This window comes from Flavobacterium sp. CR10 (assembly GCF_055814415.1).
In genome coordinates, this window is the sequence record NZ_CP185985.1 from 1,702,528 (window position 1) to 1,717,772 (window position 15,245).

Consider the following 15,245-nt stretch of genomic DNA (forward strand, 5'->3'; position numbering starts at 1 on the left):
AGACGTGCTTGTAGAGACGCACTGCAGTGCGTCTACATATTTGTGAAGAGTTTTTAAATGAACTTATAGAACTTATATGCTAGAAAGAAAAGCAAAAGTTAATATCAAGTTAAAAATATTTTATTCAGTTATTTCTTCATTTTCTCTTCATGTTGCTAGGGTAATTTTGATCTGTAAAATAAAAGGTATTTAATTTAAATCTTAGAAATCATGAGAAATTTATTGATGTTATTAGTGGCAGTTTTAGGAACAAGTGCAATGGTTCATGCATTTCCTGCAAAAGATGGTAAAGAGGCTCCTGCAAAAGAAGTAAAAGCAACAAAACACCCAAAAAACAAATCTGATAAAAAAGTAAAATCAGGAAAAAGTGAAGTTTCAAAAACAGAAACAGCAAAAGTAAATAAAGAAACAAAAAAAGAAGTAAAAAAATAATTTAATATATAAAGTTGGTTAATTTAAAAATTTAAAGATCATGAAAAAATTAGTTTTATTAGCAGTAGCAGTTCTAGGAACAAGTGTAATGGTAAACGCTCAAACAACTCCAGCTCAAGCAGCGCCTACAAAAGAAGTTAAAGCAACCAAACATCATCACAAAGGAAACAAAAAAGCAAAAGCTGAAGCGCCAAAAGAAGATGCTGCAACCATGAAAAAATAAGAATTGCTCTCGTTTTGTTTTCGAAGCATTGTAACGAAGGCAAAACAGGAATAATGATTATGAGAATGCGATTGAAGAAGCTGATGAAGAAATTTGTCAGCTTTTTTCATTAGTTAATTTTTTAATAATGTGCGCTAGACTTTTGATAATTGATTAATTTTAGTTGCGCTAAAAAGCCTTGTTTATGAATGTTTTAATTGTTGAAGATAATAAAGAACTTGCTGTAGAAGTTTACGATTTTTTATGCAACGCTGGCTACATCTGTAAAATTGCGCATAATTGTGCAGATGCTCTTGAAGAATTTGGTAGTAATGATTATGACGTGATGCTGCTCGATTTGGGTTTGCCTGATGGTGATGGTTTTGAAGTTTTGCAGGCTGTTCGAAAAACTAAATCAAAAATTGCAGTAATTGTACTAACTGCACGCGGAGAATTGGACGACAGAATTAACGGACTTCATCTTGGAGCCGACGATTATTTGACAAAGCCTTTTGCCTTGACAGAACTGGCGGCGAGATTGTTTGCTGTGATTCGCAGGATTCATGGTTTTACTTTAAACAATTTGAGTATTCATGGTTTTTTGCTGCAGCTTCAGGATTATAAAGTAAGTTTTAATGAAATTCCGTTAAGTCTTACCAAAAAAGAGTTTGATATTTTTCAGTATTTAGTTCTCAACAAAAACCGTGTGATTACAAGATTACAATTGACCGAACATATTTGGGGTGATATTTTAGAGGTTAATTCAGATTCTAATTTTATAGACGTTCATGTTCGAAATCTTCGCAAAAAATTAGACAAACATACTGCTATAGATTGGTTTGAGACGGTTCGAAATGTTGGTTATCGTATAAACGAATAAAATTTTTGCTGTGAAAATAAAACATCAATTAGCTATTTTTAATGCACTGACCAGATTGCTGGTCATTTTGATTTTATGGCTAATGCTTCCTATTTTGGTAGAAAATGTGGTCTATCATCATATTAATAATAGTCTGCTAGAGAAAAAGAAAAAATTTATCGAGCATCTTAACCAAGCGGAAATCAATGATTTTATGGAAAATCAAGATGATTCGACTCAAACTTTTTCTGAGTTTTCGACACTTCACAGCGAGTTCTTGGTGCTTTCAAAAATGCCAATAAAACCGCATCAGAAAAAAACAACTTTTACAAACGAGTACCGCAAGATTGAAAATGAAGAAAGCGAATACAGAATATTGCAGCATCATTTTACTTACGAAGGCGAAGATTATCAGCTTGAAATTGGAAGCAGTTTAAGCGAAGTAAATGACTTAACTTTTGTAATAAGACTTTTTATAATCATTGTTTTTGTGGTTATTCTTTTTATTACTTTTTTGGCTGATACTTTTTATATTGAATATCTTTTAAAACCATTCTATAAAATTATTGATACCAAGATTAGGCGTGTAAACGAACCAGAAACATTTGATCATACTCCGATAAAAGCGGCTTCAAGAGACTTTAGAGAATTGGATTTTGTCTTAAACCAAATGATGGATCGTATTGCCGAAGTTTTTAAAAAGGAAAAGCAGTTTATTTCTAATGTTTCTCACGAACTTTTAACGCCAATTGCGCTGCTTAAGAACAAACTCGAAAATTTGTTGCAAAATGAATCTTTAGATGATAATGCAGTCGATAAAATTGCAGGTTCGCTAAAAACGCTGGATATGCTCAAAAAAATCATCAATAATTTATTGTTGATTTCCAGAATAGATAATAATCAATATGAATTGAATGAAGAGATTAATCTTCGCGAAATTGTTTCTGATTTGCAGGAAGATCTTCAAGATCGTATCGATGATAAAGAAATTCAGTTCGAAAATAAAATGGAGAACAGTTTTATTTTTACTGGAAACAAAACCTTAATTCATATCCTGATTTATAATTTGGTAACCAATGCCATTAAATACAATAAGCCAAAAGGAAAGATTATTGTAGAAGATGGTTTTGAAGATCATCATTATTTTATTTCAGTAAAAGACTCCGGAATTGGAATGGATGAATCGCCGCTAGAAAAAATATTTAGCCGTTTTACCAGAATAAGCTATGATCAGGAAGGGCAGGGGTTAGGTCTTGCAATTGCTAAGAGTATTGCTTCTTTCCATCATATAGAAATCACGGTCGAATCTGAACTAGGAGAAGGCGCTTCTTTTAAATTATGGTTTCAAAATCACAATTAAAAGTTAAACTTTTTTGTAAGGCTTCTTCTTCATTTGGTCTTCATTTTGCGGTTATACCTTTGACTTATAAATAATGAAAATAACAATCATAAAAATTTAAAGTCATGAAAAAATTAGCAATTTTAACAGTAGCAGTTTTAGGAACAGTTGCAATGGCAAGCGCACAAACAACTCCAGCACCAGCAAAATCAAAAGAGGTGAAAACTGAAAAAAAAGCAAGCAAAAAAGCTAAAGGAGAGAAAAAAGCAGAAACTGCAAAAACAGAAACTCCAAAAGCAAAATAATATAAGATTTTAAGTCTTAAGATTAAATAGTTTTAAAGGTTGGTAGGTTAAAGCTGGAAGAGTAATCTTTCGGCTTTTTACATTTTACAGCGTTAAATTTTTTATAATAAAAAGAAATAGAATTTTCATTCTTTGTTACTTTGTTTAAAACTATATATTAAATGATTTTTCGTTTTATAATTCTATGTGCTCTTTTATTATTTATTGAGTTCTATTCCTATCAGGCTTTTCGAACTTTAATCAAAACACGCTGGGTTTTGATTAGTTACCAAATTATAAGCTTATTGGTTTTAATCTTTATTATCTATTCTTTTTCGCAACTAGATCGTTCTGTTGGCCAGACTAGACAATTTATGTTTACCACTGGGTTGATGCTGACCGTATATGTGCCAAAAATTGTGCTTACGCTAATAATGTTTGGTGAAGATATTTTTAGAGTAGGAGCCAGTATCTTAAATTATTTTGTTTATAATGCTCCTCGAAAAGAAATGATGCCCGACAGGCGAAAGTTTGTTAGTCAGATCGCTTTAGGTTTGGCTGCAATTCCATTTCTTTCTATTATTTATGGAATTTTTGAAGGCAAATATAATTTCAAGGTAATCAAACAAACTGTGTTTTTTCCTGATCTTCCAGATGCTTTTGATGGATTTAAAATTACTCAGATTTCAGATGTTCATAGCGGAAGTTTTGATAATCCTGAGAAAATAAATTATGCCATTGATTTGATCAATGAACAAGAATCGGACTTGATTTTGTTTACTGGAGATATTGTGAACACTCATGCCAAAGAAATGCATCCTTGGCTGGAAACTTTTAGCCGTATTAAAGATTATAAATATGGAAAGTTTGCGGTTTTAGGAAATCACGATTATGGCGAATATGTGACTTGGCCTTCTGAAAAAGAAAAAGACGAAAATTTTAAAGCTATTAAAAATTTGTATGGCCAAATTGGTTTCAAATTAATGCTGAACGAACATACTTATATTCAGAAAGGCGATGATAAAATTGCTTTAATTGGGGTTGAAAATTGGGGTGTGAATTTTAAGAAGGCAGGTGATTTGAATAAAGCTTCAAAAGATGTGCATCAAGACGATTTTAAAGTTTTGATGAGTCATGATCCAAGCCACTGGGATGCCGAAATTAAAGACCACCCAAAGAATTTTCATCTAACATTTGCTGGCCACACTCACGGTATGCAGTTCGGAATTGAGATTCCAGGCTATTTTAAATGGAGTTTGGCGCAATACATTTACAAACAATGGGCAGGATTGTACGAAAACGTGGGAAGATACGTTTATGTTAACCGCGGTTTTGGTTTTCATGCTTATCCAGGACGAGTTGGAATTATGCCTGAAATAACAGTAATTGAACTAAAAAAAGGCCGTAATGTCGGTTAATTCGTTAAAAATGCTACATTTGTATAATATTTATTTCTTTTAAGAGATTTAAAAAACTTAATTTTTTGGTTTTATGTCAAAATTTGGAGAACTAATAAATGCCCAAGTTCCAGTGTTAATTGATTTTTACACAGATTGGAATGAATCTTCAGTTTCTATGCATCCTGTTATTAAGGACGTAGCTGCTGCGCTTGGCGATAAAGCCAAAGTAATCAAAATTGATGTAGATAAAAATCAGGAACTAGCAGAAGCACTTCGTATTAAAGGACTTCCAACTTTAATGATTTATAAAGAAGGGCAAATGATCTGGAGGCAATCTGGAGAGCTTGATGCCAATACAATAATCGGAATTGTTCAGGAACAATTTAACGTCTAAATAACTTCTCTTTTGTTGATGTTATTTAGTGAATAATATCAAATTTATATCCGTTTTCTTTTAAAAAATGCAGTGTTCTAGGCAAAGCAAATCTTAAATTTGGAGAAGCTTTAATACTGTCATGGAATACAATTACGCTTCCTGATTTTACATTTTTGGTAACATTTTCAAGGCATTTTTCTGGAGTAATGCTTTGATCGAAATCAGCGCTTAAAACGTCCCACATTACTATTTTATACCCCAAACTTCTAAGGATTTTAGATTGCGCTTTTTTGATTTTGCCATAAGGAGGACGAAACAATAAGCGATTAGGAGCTTTCTCTTGCTCATCTAAAACAGCGGCACAATTTTTTACATTTTCGATATATTCATTGGTATGGATTTTCCAGCCATTCACATGGTTCATGGTATGATTGCCAATGGAATGTCCGTCGGTAATTAGCTTTTCAAATAAAGCCAGATTGGCTTTAATGTTTTTTCCGATGCAGAAAAAAGTAGCTTTTGCATCAAATTTTTTTAATTCAGATAAAACCCAATCTGTAATTTCTGGAGTAGGGCCATCATCAAAAGTCAGGTATATTTTCTTTTCGTTGTTAGGAATGTCCCAGCAATATTTAGAAAATACCTTTTTGATAAATGCGTTAGTTTTTACCCAATAGAAGCTCATTTTGAATTAAAATTGTATTAGTATGTATAAAATTAAAAAATGCAGCGCTATTTATCAAACAGCGCTGCATTTTTTTAATAAGTAAGATTTTCGTATATTATTTATTCTTTTTCACGTCCAAAACGCTCAAAAACATTCACGTAAGTATTAAATGTTGTTTTGTGCTGGTTGTAAAAAGCGGTGTCTTTATTATCATCCATTACATGCAATAAGCTTCTGTAACGCTCAATATCGGTAATGATATCTACCGCTAAATCTGTTTGATCAGAAGGAGTCAACGTACTGTAATAGTTTAAGTTCTCTTTATATTTCTGGACTAATTTGTTTAAAAGATCTTGTGCTTTAGCTTTTTCGCCAACTTTATAGTAGCCATCAGTAAAAGCCTCCACCAATGAATAATATCCATATTTGTCTAAAGGCATTTTGGTCATTGCTAAATTAATTACGTTTTTAGCTTTGTCAATTTTACCTTCAGCAATAAGCTGGTTCATTAATCTCGAAAGATTAGTACGGTACGTAATACTGTTTCTTCTAGTTTCAGGGTCGTGATAAATGTTTCCATTGCTATTTCCCCAATCCCATTTCATTACAATATCGTACATTTTATCTGCATCGATTTGTCCCATATCTAATGGTCCGCCATCTTTAGAAGGAGTGTTTTTAATTGGAACCAATTTATACACCATTCCGTCCAATTGCAGATAATCTTTTAACCATAAATAATCTTCATCATCAAAAGCTCCACCGCTAAAGTAAATTGGTCTCTTCCAGTTGTTATTAGCCAAGATATCAAGCATCATTAAACGGTTTTTGTATAATGCGCTTCCTTTGATATCAATGTCTAAATAAGGAACAATAGAATCGTAATATTTAGGATTTACTACTTTATTTTGGATAATAGTGTTTTTGTCCACATTCACTCTAATCTTGTTTGTTGGATAGAAATGAATAGTTTGTCCGTTTTGTAAACCAACAGTCGATTTAGGGTTTTTGATAAAATCGATAAAATCTTTAATGTTCCAACGTGTATCGATTTTCTGAATGTAAGCTGTGTAATCCAAGTTATCTCCCACATATTGGCTATGCACAAAAGAAATAGGCAACGGATTTGATTCATAAGACTTAGCTTTCATTTGATCAATGTACCAGTCTGTCATAAATAAACTCGTATTTACAATCTTGACATCTGTTCTAAAATGCTCAATTTCCTGCGCATACCAAAGAGGGAAGGTGTCATTGTCTCCAATGGTAAATAAGATTGCGTCTTTGTCGCAAGAACTTAAATACGCTTTTGCCATTGCAACTGCTGTATATCTTCCAGATCTATCATGATCATCCCAGTTTTGAGAAGCCATTAAAACAGGCGCAGCCAACAAACTTCCGGCAATAATTACTGGTCCGGCAATTTTTGGAGCCAAGTATTTATACAAACTTTCATAGAGCGAGTAAACACCAAATCCGATCCAGATGGCAAAGACATAGAATGAACCTACAAGAGCGTAATCTCTTTCACGAGGCTCAAAAGGTCTTTCATTTAAATATATTTTTAGGGCAATTCCTGTAAATAAAAACAAAGCCAAAAGTACATAGAAGCTCTTCAAATCTTTGTTTGCATGGTACATAATACCAATTAATCCTAAAATAAAAGGAAGGAAATAATAAGCATTGCGGCCTTTGTTGTTTAAAACATCTGTTGGAAGGTTGTCTTGTGAGCCTAAATGAACAGAATCTAAAGCTTTGATACCGCTGATCCAGTTTCCGTCTAAATTATCATATTTACCTTGAACATCATTTTGGCGTCCAACAAAATTCCACATCAAATATCTCCAGTACATATATCCAAATTGATATTCAAACATGAAACTGAAGTTGTCAGCTGTAGAAGGCTTCTCAATAATTAAATATTCTCCGTAGCTTCTTAAGAATTTTACATAACCTTCGTTGTCAATTTGTTTTTGAGCATAAGCTCTTCTAAACTCAGAAACTGTTTTTTCAACTTCATTACGCAATTGAGCTGTAGCCTTATTGTATTCATCTTCGCTTAATTGGCTAGCATCAATTCCGTATTTAGCCAAATCTTCATCATAATTATAATTAGGATTGATTCGGAACTTTGGAGGATTTGTAAAGTTGATATAGTTTTGAATGTGTCCCGTTTCTGTACTCCACATTCTTGGTAGAATTGCTTTCTGATTGTCATCAGAATTTTGTTCTGCATTTTTATAATTGTTGGTAATAATGTATTTACTTGTTTTATAATCTCTTTCGTAGTTTGGTTTTTTGTCTAAATAAGGAGTTTTAGCATCAAGACCAGCAAAAAGTTCAGTATATTGAGGTCCGTAAAACAAAGGATTCACTCCATATTGCTCACGATTGTAATAAGCTAAAACCTCAGTAGCATCAGATGGTTTGTTTTCGTTAATAACTGTGTTGGCGTTTGCACGAACAGGTAGCATTAACCAAGTTGAGAAACCAATCAAGATGAATAAAATACACAATATAATAGTGTTGTAGAATATTAAACCTTTTTGTCTAGTGTATTTTAAACCAAAATAGAAAAAGGCAACAAATAATAATGCTACAAATATGGTTCCTGAGTTAAATGGAAGTCCCATGCTGTTTACCATGAAAATCTCGGTTTTTCCGAAAAATGCCATAGTTAATGGAAGCAATAATTTGAAAATGAATAATAAAATCCCAATAACAACTACATTGGCGATAAGGAAGTTTTTGATGGTAACTTTTTCGTAATGTTTGAAATAGTATAAAAATCCAATAGATGGAATAGTTAAAAGAGCCATAAAGTGAACCCCAAACGAAAGACCAACAACCAAAGAAATAATTAAAAGCCATTTATTTCCTTTTGGTTTGTCCATGTCTTGCTCCCAACGTAAACCAAGCCAGAAAAGTAATGCAATTAATAAAGAAGCCATTGCATAAACTTCGGCTTCTACGGCATTGAACCAAAAGCTATCAGAGAAAGTGTAAGCCAAAGCACCTACAAAAGAACTTCCTAAAATAACAATCGAATTGTTTTGGTCAATTTCAGCAAAACGAGCCACAATCTTTTTCAAAATCATAGTGGATGACCAGAACATAAATAATATGGTAAATGCGCTAGAGAAAACAGACATCATGTTAACCATTACAGCCACATGTTGAGCATCTATCGCAAACATGGCAAAAAATGCACCCATCATCTGGAAAAGCGGAGCTCCCGGCGGGTGACCTACTTCAAGTTTGGCTGCGGTAGCAATATATTCTCCGCAATCCCAAAAGCTCATTGTAGGTTCAACTGTTAATGTATAAGTGATTAAAGCGATTGCAAATGCAAACCAACCAATAATTGTATTCCATTTATTGAAATTGAATTGTGCCATATTTAGGTGTTAAAAATTTGAATGTTTTTCTATCCTACAAAGAAAATGTTTTTTTATGTAAAGAAACGAGCATTAACAAAAAATTCTATAAAACTATAAGTTTAAAGTAACGTGTTGTTTCTGAGAAGTTTTCGAAGTGGAAGCAGATTTCAATGTGAAAAAAATCAAAAAAAATGATTTTTTTTGCTCAAAAAGTTTGCACAAACTAAATAAAGACTTAAATTTGCACTCGCTTTACAGCACTGCTGGTCTATGGTGTAATGGTAACACTACGGTTTTTGGTGCCGTCTTTCTAGGTTCGAGTCCTAGTAGACCAACAGAAAAGTCTCTCAGAAATGAGAGACTTTTTTTTATTTAAAAAAGTTTCATTTAAAATTTGCATAAATTAAATAAAGACTTAAATTTGCACCCGCTTAACCGCACTGCTGGTCTATGGTGTAATGGTAACACTACGGTTTTTGGTGCCGTCTTTCTAGGTTCGAGTCCTAGTAGACCAACAGAAAAGCCTCTCAGAAATGAGAGGCTTTTTTTTATGCTTTAAATTTAGGTTTTTTTAGCGCAAAGCACACAAAGGTATACGCAAAGTATGCAAAGATATTTTATAATGAAGGCAAAGTTCTCAAAGCTTTATGTGTCTTGTTTTAAATATAGTCCGTGGTTTCAACCACGGGAAACTTATTGCGAAAGACGTATTTTTGAGGAGGCTTATTGTGAAAGCTTATTTGTGGTTTAAAGAAGAAGGAACAATTCCGAATTTCTTTTTAAATGAAAATGAAAAATGCGAAAGATCTTCAAAACCAACGCCAATATACACTTCTGATGGCGGATTTCCTTGGCTGATTAAATAATATGCTTCTTGAAGTCTTTTGTTTAAAAGCCATTTTCCGGGTGTTTCTTGAAATACTTTTTGAAAGTCTCTTTTGAAAGTTGCCAAACTTCTTCCTGTAAGATAGGCGAATCGCTGCATTTGGACGTTGAAATGAAAATTCTTATTCATAAAAGCTTCCAGGTCGATTTTGCCAGGTTCATTAAAGTCAAATAAAATGTCTTTTAATTCAGGATTTACTTTTAATAAAAGATGAACGGCTTCCTTAATTTTTAAATTGAATAAAGCTTCGTTCTTTTCTTCTTCGACTTCAAGATAAGATATAAGCGATTCCATGAAAGATTTGTAGAGTGGGTTGGGAGCTAGTGAAAACATAGCGTCTGTATCGGCTTTTTTATCAGCTTTCAAGTTGTACTCCTTGCTAATTTCTTTTAAAATTTCCTGATCAAGAAAAAGAGAAATGGTTTTAAATTCTCCTCCTTCTGGCGGAATCTTGGTAAATTTTGCCAAATGATTTCTTCTGCTAAAGCGAAAATCTCCTGCTTTTGAATGAAAGGTGTTTTTACTGTCTGAAGCGATCATTTCTCCAGAAATCTGATAGCTGAAAACATGTTCGGGTATAAAATGCTCGCCTTCTCGACTGCGTGAATAATAGCACGAGTAAAGAATTTTGGGCTTTGTATTTGGTTTAGTGCTCATATTGTAAAAATACTAAAAGATCTGGAAATCTTTAGCCTAAAGATTTCCAGATTGATGAAGATTATTTTGGCTGAATCAATGCTCTCGGCTCTAAATAAGCTTCAAGGCCAATAGTTCCAAATTCACGTCCGATTCCAGATTGTTTAAATCCGCCGAAAGGTGCCATTGGATCGTGGCCAATTCCGTTAATCTGAACACGGCCAGCATTAATTTGTGAGGCAATATTGTGTGCTCTTTTTGAATCTGAAGAACTTACATAAGCTTGCAATCCATAAGTGGTATCGTTAGCAATTTCAATGGCTTCTTCTTCTGTTTTATAAGTGATGACAGATAAAACAGGGCCAAATATTTCTTCTCTAGCAATGCGCATCTGATTGTTAACGTTGATGAAAACAGTTGGTTTTACGAAATTTCCGTTTTCTAATCCTTCAGGTTTTCCAAGTCCGCCACTTAATATTTCTGCGCCTTCATTAATTCCGGTCTGAATATAATCTTGAACGCGATTGAATTGTTTTTCGCTAACCATTGGGCCTACTGCTGTGTTGGGATTTTTTGGGTCTCCAACAATGAAATTTGGAATTGTTTCTTTAATAAGAGCTTTTACTTCGTTCAATTTGTTTTCTGGAATCAATAATCTAGTTCCGGCAATACAAGCTTGTCCGCTATTCATAAATGCTGCGCCAATGGCAAGCGGAATGGCTTTCGAGAAATCGGCATCGTCTAGAATAATGTTTGGAGACTTTCCGCCAAGTTCAAGAGTGACTCTTTTCATGGTATTGACTGCTTCTTTTGCAATTATTTTTCCAACGTTTGTAGACCCTGTGAAAGATATTTTGGCGATATCTGGATTTCTGCTTATTTCGGCACCAACAATTTCTCCTAATCCGTTTACAATATTAAAAACGCCTTTCGGAAGATTTGCTTCATGAAGACATTCTGAAATTAATTGTGTTTGTTGAGCGCTCATTTCGCTAGGTTTAATTACAGTTGTGCAACCAGCTGCAATTGCTGTAGATAGTTTGCTACAGATAAAACCATTGCTTGAGTTCCATGGAATGATGATTCCGACAACGCCAATTGGTGTCATTTGAACTTCAGATTCTCCCATTGTTTTAATAAAACTGTAAGAGTTAAGCAGGTTGATTGCAGAGTCAAAACTTTTCAGCATATAATCGTAGCTTACGCTTGCAAACTGAAATGTTCCTCCATATTCTTCTGTCATTATATTGATAAAGTCATCTTTTCTTTTTTCAACAGAAGATTTGATGTTTTTTAGGTACTCTATTCTTTCTAAATAGGTTGTTTTAGAAAAAGTTTTGAAAGCATTTTTGGCTGCTTCAATAGCATTTTGAGTGTCTTCAGCGTTTCCTAAGCGAACTTTTCCTAATTTTTCGTTTGTTGTAGGGCTAATTAAATCAAAATACTCGGTTCCGTTTGGAGTAACGAATTCTCCATTAATGTAAATTTTGTCTATTGTTTTCATGATATAAGCTTTTAAATTTTATTTGACAAAGTTCTAGATAAAGCTAGCTGAAGGCTTTGTTGTGAGGTTCAAATAAACTTTGTTTAAAAGCTCATGAGTGAGTTTTTTTTTTAAAGCTAAAGGTTTTTTTTGGGGTATAGATTTGTTTTTTATTTAATTGTTTATCAGTATTTTATGTATATTTGGTGGGATGGAAATACTGCAGTGTATTTTTGTTTTTAATAGAGTAATAATCTTAAAAAATTAAAGTTATGGATAATTTTGAAAAATTTAATTCTATGAAATTAAGCACTTCTGAAATGAAAGAAGTGCAAGGCGGAGGTGTTCTTGATGATTTATTGAAAGTTGTTGAGGCAGTTGCGCCAATAGTTAAACCTATAATTGATGTTGTAACGGGAGAAGGTTGAAAAAAAGGTATTGAAATGCAGTTGCATTTTTAAGTTTAATAAGTTTTAAAAAAAAAGCTTCTCAATTGAGAAGCTTTTGCTTTTTTTAGATTTTAAAGGTAATTACAGGTTTTACTGCATGATTTACTAGGCCTTCACTAATGCTTCCGTTGAAGAAGTGTGCAAAGCCAGTTCTGCCATGTGTGCACATTCCAATAACATCTGCGTCTATTTTGTTGGAGAAATTTATAATTCCTTTTTCGATATTGGTGTCGTTGTAAATTTGGGTGGTGTAATTGGAGATATCGAATTCTTCTATAAAATCATTCATTGCTTCCTCGCTAACATGAGTTGGTTTAAAACTGTTAGGTGTGCAAATGGTGACTAAGTGTAATTTTGAATCAAATAGTTTGGTGAAATTTAAGAGTTTTTCGAATGGTTTTTTTGCTTCGTCTGAAAAATCAGAGGCAAAAACAATGTTTGCGGCATTAAAATTTGGAATATTTTTCTTGATGACTAAAACAGGAATTTCAGAGTTTCTAACTACTTTTTCTGTATTTGAGCCTATTAGTAGTTCTTCGACGCCAGAAGATCCGTGGGATCCCATGACAATTAGATCAATGTCGTAATCTTTGCTAATTTGAGTGATACCGTGTATAGGTTTGTCCATTTTTACGATTTCAGTTACCGGAATTCCTTCTAGGTAGTCTCTAGAGGCAACTTCGTCTAGTGTTTCGTTTGCTTTCTTCATAAAAAGCATAGTTTCAGGAATGCTGGTTCCGCCCATTATTGCATCGTTTGATTGCTGTGGCAATTCAAGCATATGAAGAAGAATGATTTCAGAATTGTTCTTTTTTGCAATTTGAGTGGCAACTTTTAAAGCGTCTTCTGCATGTTCTGAGAAGTCGGTAGGTACTAAAATTCGTTTCATGATTTTGAGGGTTAAAAATTATGAATAATTCGCGTTTTTAATGCTATATAAAGATAAGAAATTATTTTAGAGCAATCAATTTATTTGATTTATAAAAAAAACACTATATTTGCACTGTTATTTATTAAAATCTAAATAATGAGGGGACTAAGTGTCCCCTCTTTTTATAAAATTATGACATTTAAAGAAAAAGTAAACGGATTAATTACGGAAGCTCTTCTGGAAAAACCATCAATCTTTTTGGTTGATTTGGCTGTTTCGGATTCTTTTAAAATTAGTGTCGGTTTAGACGGAGATAATGGAGTGGCGCTACAAGACTGTATTGACATTAGTCGTGCAATCGAGAATAATCTGGATCGTGAAGAGCAGGATTTTTCGCTTGAAGTAGCATCGGTTGGAGTAGGAACTCCTCTTAAAATGATAAGACAATACAAAAAAAATGTTGGTAGAACGTTGATTGTTACCACAAATACAGAAAAAATAGAAGCAGAATTAGTAGAAGCTAATGATGTTTTCATAATTTTGTCTTGGAAAGCAAGAGAACCGAAAAAAGTAGGAAAAGGAAAAGAAACAGTTCAAAAAGAGCAACAAATACCTTATACAGAAATTAAAGAGGCAGTTGTTACGGTAACATTTTAATTTTAATTAAAAAATTCGCATGGAAAATTTAGCATTAATCGATTCATTCTCAGAGTTTAAAGATAATAAACTTATTGATCGTGTAACGCTTATGGCAATTTTAGAGGACGTATTTAGAAATGCATTAAAGAAAAAATACGGTTCAGATGAAAATTTCGATATCATTATTAATCCTGATAAAGGTGATATGGAAATTTGGAGAAGAAGAGTAATTGTTGCTGATGAGGATCTTGATTTTGAAAATGAGGAAATTACATTGACTGAAGCAAGAAAAATTGAAGCGGATTTTGAAATTGGAGAAGAAGTTTCTGAAGAAGTAAAATTGATTGATTTAGGAAGAAGAGCTATCTTAGCGCTTCGTCAGAATCTTATATCTAAAATTCACGAACACGATAATACAAACTTATACAAACAGTTTAAAGATATTATCGGTGATATTTATACAGCTGAAGTACACCACGTGCGTCCAAGAGTAGTTATCTTGGTTGATGATGAAGGAAATGAAATTGTACTTCCAAAAGAAAAACAAATTCCATCAGATTTCTTCCGTAAAGGAGATAATGTTCGTGGAATTATTGAAAGCGTTGAATTGAAAGGAAATAAACCTCAGATTATTATGTCTAGAACTTCAGAGAAGTTTTTAGAAAAATTATTTGAGCAAGAAATTCCAGAAGTTTTCGACGGATTAATTACAGTGAAAAATGTAGTTCGTATTCCGGGTGAAAAAGCAAAAGTAGCGGTAGATTCTTATGATGATAGAATTGATCCAGTTGGAGCTTGCGTTGGAATGAAAGGTTCTCGTATTCACGGAATTGTTCGCGAATTAGGAAATGAAAATATTGATGTAATCAATTATACAAACAATATTCAATTATTTATAACAAGAGCTCTAAGCCCTGCAAAAGTTTCTTCTATCAAAATTGATGAAGATAACAAAAGAGCTGAAGTGTTCTTGAAATTAGAAGAGGTTTCTAAAGCAATTGGTAGAGGTGGTCACAATATCAAATTAGCAGGTCAATTGACAGGTTATGAGTTAGATGTTATTCGTGAAGGAGATGTTGCCGGTACTGTTGCAGATGAAGATGATGTTGAATTGACAGAGTTTTCAGATGAGATCGAAGAATGGGTAATTGAAGAGTTTGCAAAAATCGGTTTGGATACTGCAAAAAGTATCTTGAAACACGACGTAGAAGATTTAGTAAGAAGAACAGACTTAGAAGAGGAAACGATTCTAGATGTTATGAAGATACTAAAAGAAGAGTTTGATAATTAAGCAATAGCTTACATCTGCTCTAACAACACAACGAAAAAGGTAATAATAAAA

15 protein-coding genes and 2 tRNA genes are annotated in these 15,245 nt (G+C 33.1%); 12 read left to right on the forward strand and 5 right to left on the reverse strand.

Annotated features, from left to right (window positions below):
- Positions 1–210 precede the first annotated feature (210 nt).
- The 7 genes from ACNRYB_RS07680 to ACNRYB_RS07710 all read left to right on the forward strand — a co-directional run bounded on the left by ACNRYB_RS07680 (position 211) and on the right by ACNRYB_RS07710 (position 4,910).
- Positions 211–432, forward strand: a complete 222-nt coding sequence (locus ACNRYB_RS07680) for a hypothetical protein (protein ID WP_343588323.1) — start codon at positions 211–213, stop codon at positions 430–432.
- A gap of 40 nt (positions 433–472) precedes the next feature.
- A complete protein-coding gene (locus ACNRYB_RS07685; RefSeq protein ID WP_160780938.1) occupies positions 473–655 on the forward strand; it encodes a hypothetical protein in 183 nt (60 codons plus the stop codon).
- A 184-nt stretch (positions 656–839) separates the two neighbouring features.
- Positions 840–1,514 (forward strand): response regulator transcription factor, encoded by a 675-nt coding sequence (locus ACNRYB_RS07690; RefSeq protein WP_473729702.1) that lies wholly within the window; start codon positions 840–842, stop codon positions 1,512–1,514.
- 10 nt (positions 1,515–1,524) lie between these two features.
- A complete protein-coding gene (locus ACNRYB_RS07695; RefSeq protein ID WP_473729703.1) occupies positions 1,525–2,853 on the forward strand; it encodes a sensor histidine kinase in 1,329 nt (442 codons plus the stop codon).
- A 104-nt stretch (positions 2,854–2,957) separates the two neighbouring features.
- Positions 2,958–3,137 (forward strand): hypothetical protein, encoded by a 180-nt coding sequence (locus ACNRYB_RS07700; RefSeq protein WP_160780940.1) that lies wholly within the window; start codon positions 2,958–2,960, stop codon positions 3,135–3,137.
- Between the two features lie 161 nt (positions 3,138–3,298).
- Positions 3,299–4,534, forward strand: coding sequence for a metallophosphoesterase (locus ACNRYB_RS07705; RefSeq protein ID WP_343588317.1), 1,236 nt, complete (start codon positions 3,299–3,301; stop codon positions 4,532–4,534).
- A 73-nt stretch (positions 4,535–4,607) separates the two neighbouring features.
- Positions 4,608–4,910: a thioredoxin family protein gene (locus ACNRYB_RS07710; protein ID WP_008466807.1), complete on the forward strand. Its 303-nt coding sequence runs from the start codon at positions 4,608–4,610 to the stop codon at positions 4,908–4,910.
- 25 nt (positions 4,911–4,935) lie between these two features.
- Here the strand turns inward: ACNRYB_RS07710 and ACNRYB_RS07715 are convergent, their stop codons facing one another.
- A complete protein-coding gene (locus ACNRYB_RS07715; protein WP_473729704.1) occupies positions 4,936–5,577 on the reverse strand; it encodes a polysaccharide deacetylase family protein in 642 nt (213 codons plus the stop codon).
- Positions 5,578–5,678: 101 nt separating this feature from the next.
- Positions 5,679–8,957, reverse strand: a complete 3,279-nt coding sequence (locus ACNRYB_RS07720) for a glycosyltransferase family 117 protein (RefSeq protein WP_473729705.1) — start codon at positions 8,955–8,957, stop codon at positions 5,679–5,681.
- A gap of 246 nt (positions 8,958–9,203) precedes the next feature.
- On the opposite strand from ACNRYB_RS07720, the gene ACNRYB_RS07725 reads away from it, so the two are divergent.
- Both ACNRYB_RS07725 and ACNRYB_RS07730 read left to right on the forward strand, forming a co-directional pair.
- A tRNA-Gln gene (locus tag ACNRYB_RS07725) sits at positions 9,204–9,274 on the forward strand.
- A gap of 109 nt (positions 9,275–9,383) precedes the next feature.
- Positions 9,384–9,454, forward strand: a tRNA-Gln gene (locus ACNRYB_RS07730).
- Positions 9,455–9,675: 221 nt separating this feature from the next.
- Here the strand turns inward: ACNRYB_RS07730 and ACNRYB_RS07735 are convergent.
- Both ACNRYB_RS07735 and ACNRYB_RS07740 read right to left on the reverse strand, forming a co-directional pair.
- The gene (locus ACNRYB_RS07735; RefSeq protein WP_473729706.1) at positions 9,676–10,482 is read right to left on the reverse strand and encodes a helix-turn-helix domain-containing protein; all 807 of its coding nucleotides are present in this window, start codon (positions 10,480–10,482) and stop codon (positions 9,676–9,678) included.
- A 61-nt stretch (positions 10,483–10,543) separates the two neighbouring features.
- Positions 10,544–11,965, reverse strand: a complete 1,422-nt coding sequence (locus tag ACNRYB_RS07740; RefSeq protein WP_473729707.1) for an aldehyde dehydrogenase family protein — start codon at positions 11,963–11,965, stop codon at positions 10,544–10,546.
- A gap of 251 nt (positions 11,966–12,216) precedes the next feature.
- Between ACNRYB_RS07740 and ACNRYB_RS07745 the strand changes: the two genes are divergently transcribed.
- Positions 12,217–12,372 (forward strand): hypothetical protein, encoded by a 156-nt coding sequence (locus tag ACNRYB_RS07745; RefSeq protein WP_473729708.1) that lies wholly within the window; start codon positions 12,217–12,219, stop codon positions 12,370–12,372.
- 85 nt (positions 12,373–12,457) lie between these two features.
- Here the strand turns inward: ACNRYB_RS07745 and ACNRYB_RS07750 are convergent, their stop codons facing one another.
- Entirely contained in the window at positions 12,458–13,282 is an 825-nt protein-coding gene (locus ACNRYB_RS07750) for a universal stress protein (RefSeq protein WP_473729709.1), read from the reverse strand.
- A gap of 174 nt (positions 13,283–13,456) precedes the next feature.
- On the opposite strand from ACNRYB_RS07750, the gene rimP reads away from it, so the two are divergent.
- Both rimP and nusA read left to right on the forward strand, forming a co-directional pair.
- Positions 13,457–13,921, forward strand: coding sequence for a ribosome assembly cofactor RimP (gene rimP / locus ACNRYB_RS07755; RefSeq protein ID WP_008466827.1), 465 nt, complete (start codon positions 13,457–13,459; stop codon positions 13,919–13,921).
- Between the two features lie 19 nt (positions 13,922–13,940).
- The gene (gene nusA / locus ACNRYB_RS07760) at positions 13,941–15,194 is read left to right on the forward strand and encodes a transcription termination factor NusA (RefSeq protein WP_095927936.1); all 1,254 of its coding nucleotides are present in this window, start codon (positions 13,941–13,943) and stop codon (positions 15,192–15,194) included.
- Positions 15,195–15,245 lie beyond the last annotated feature (51 nt).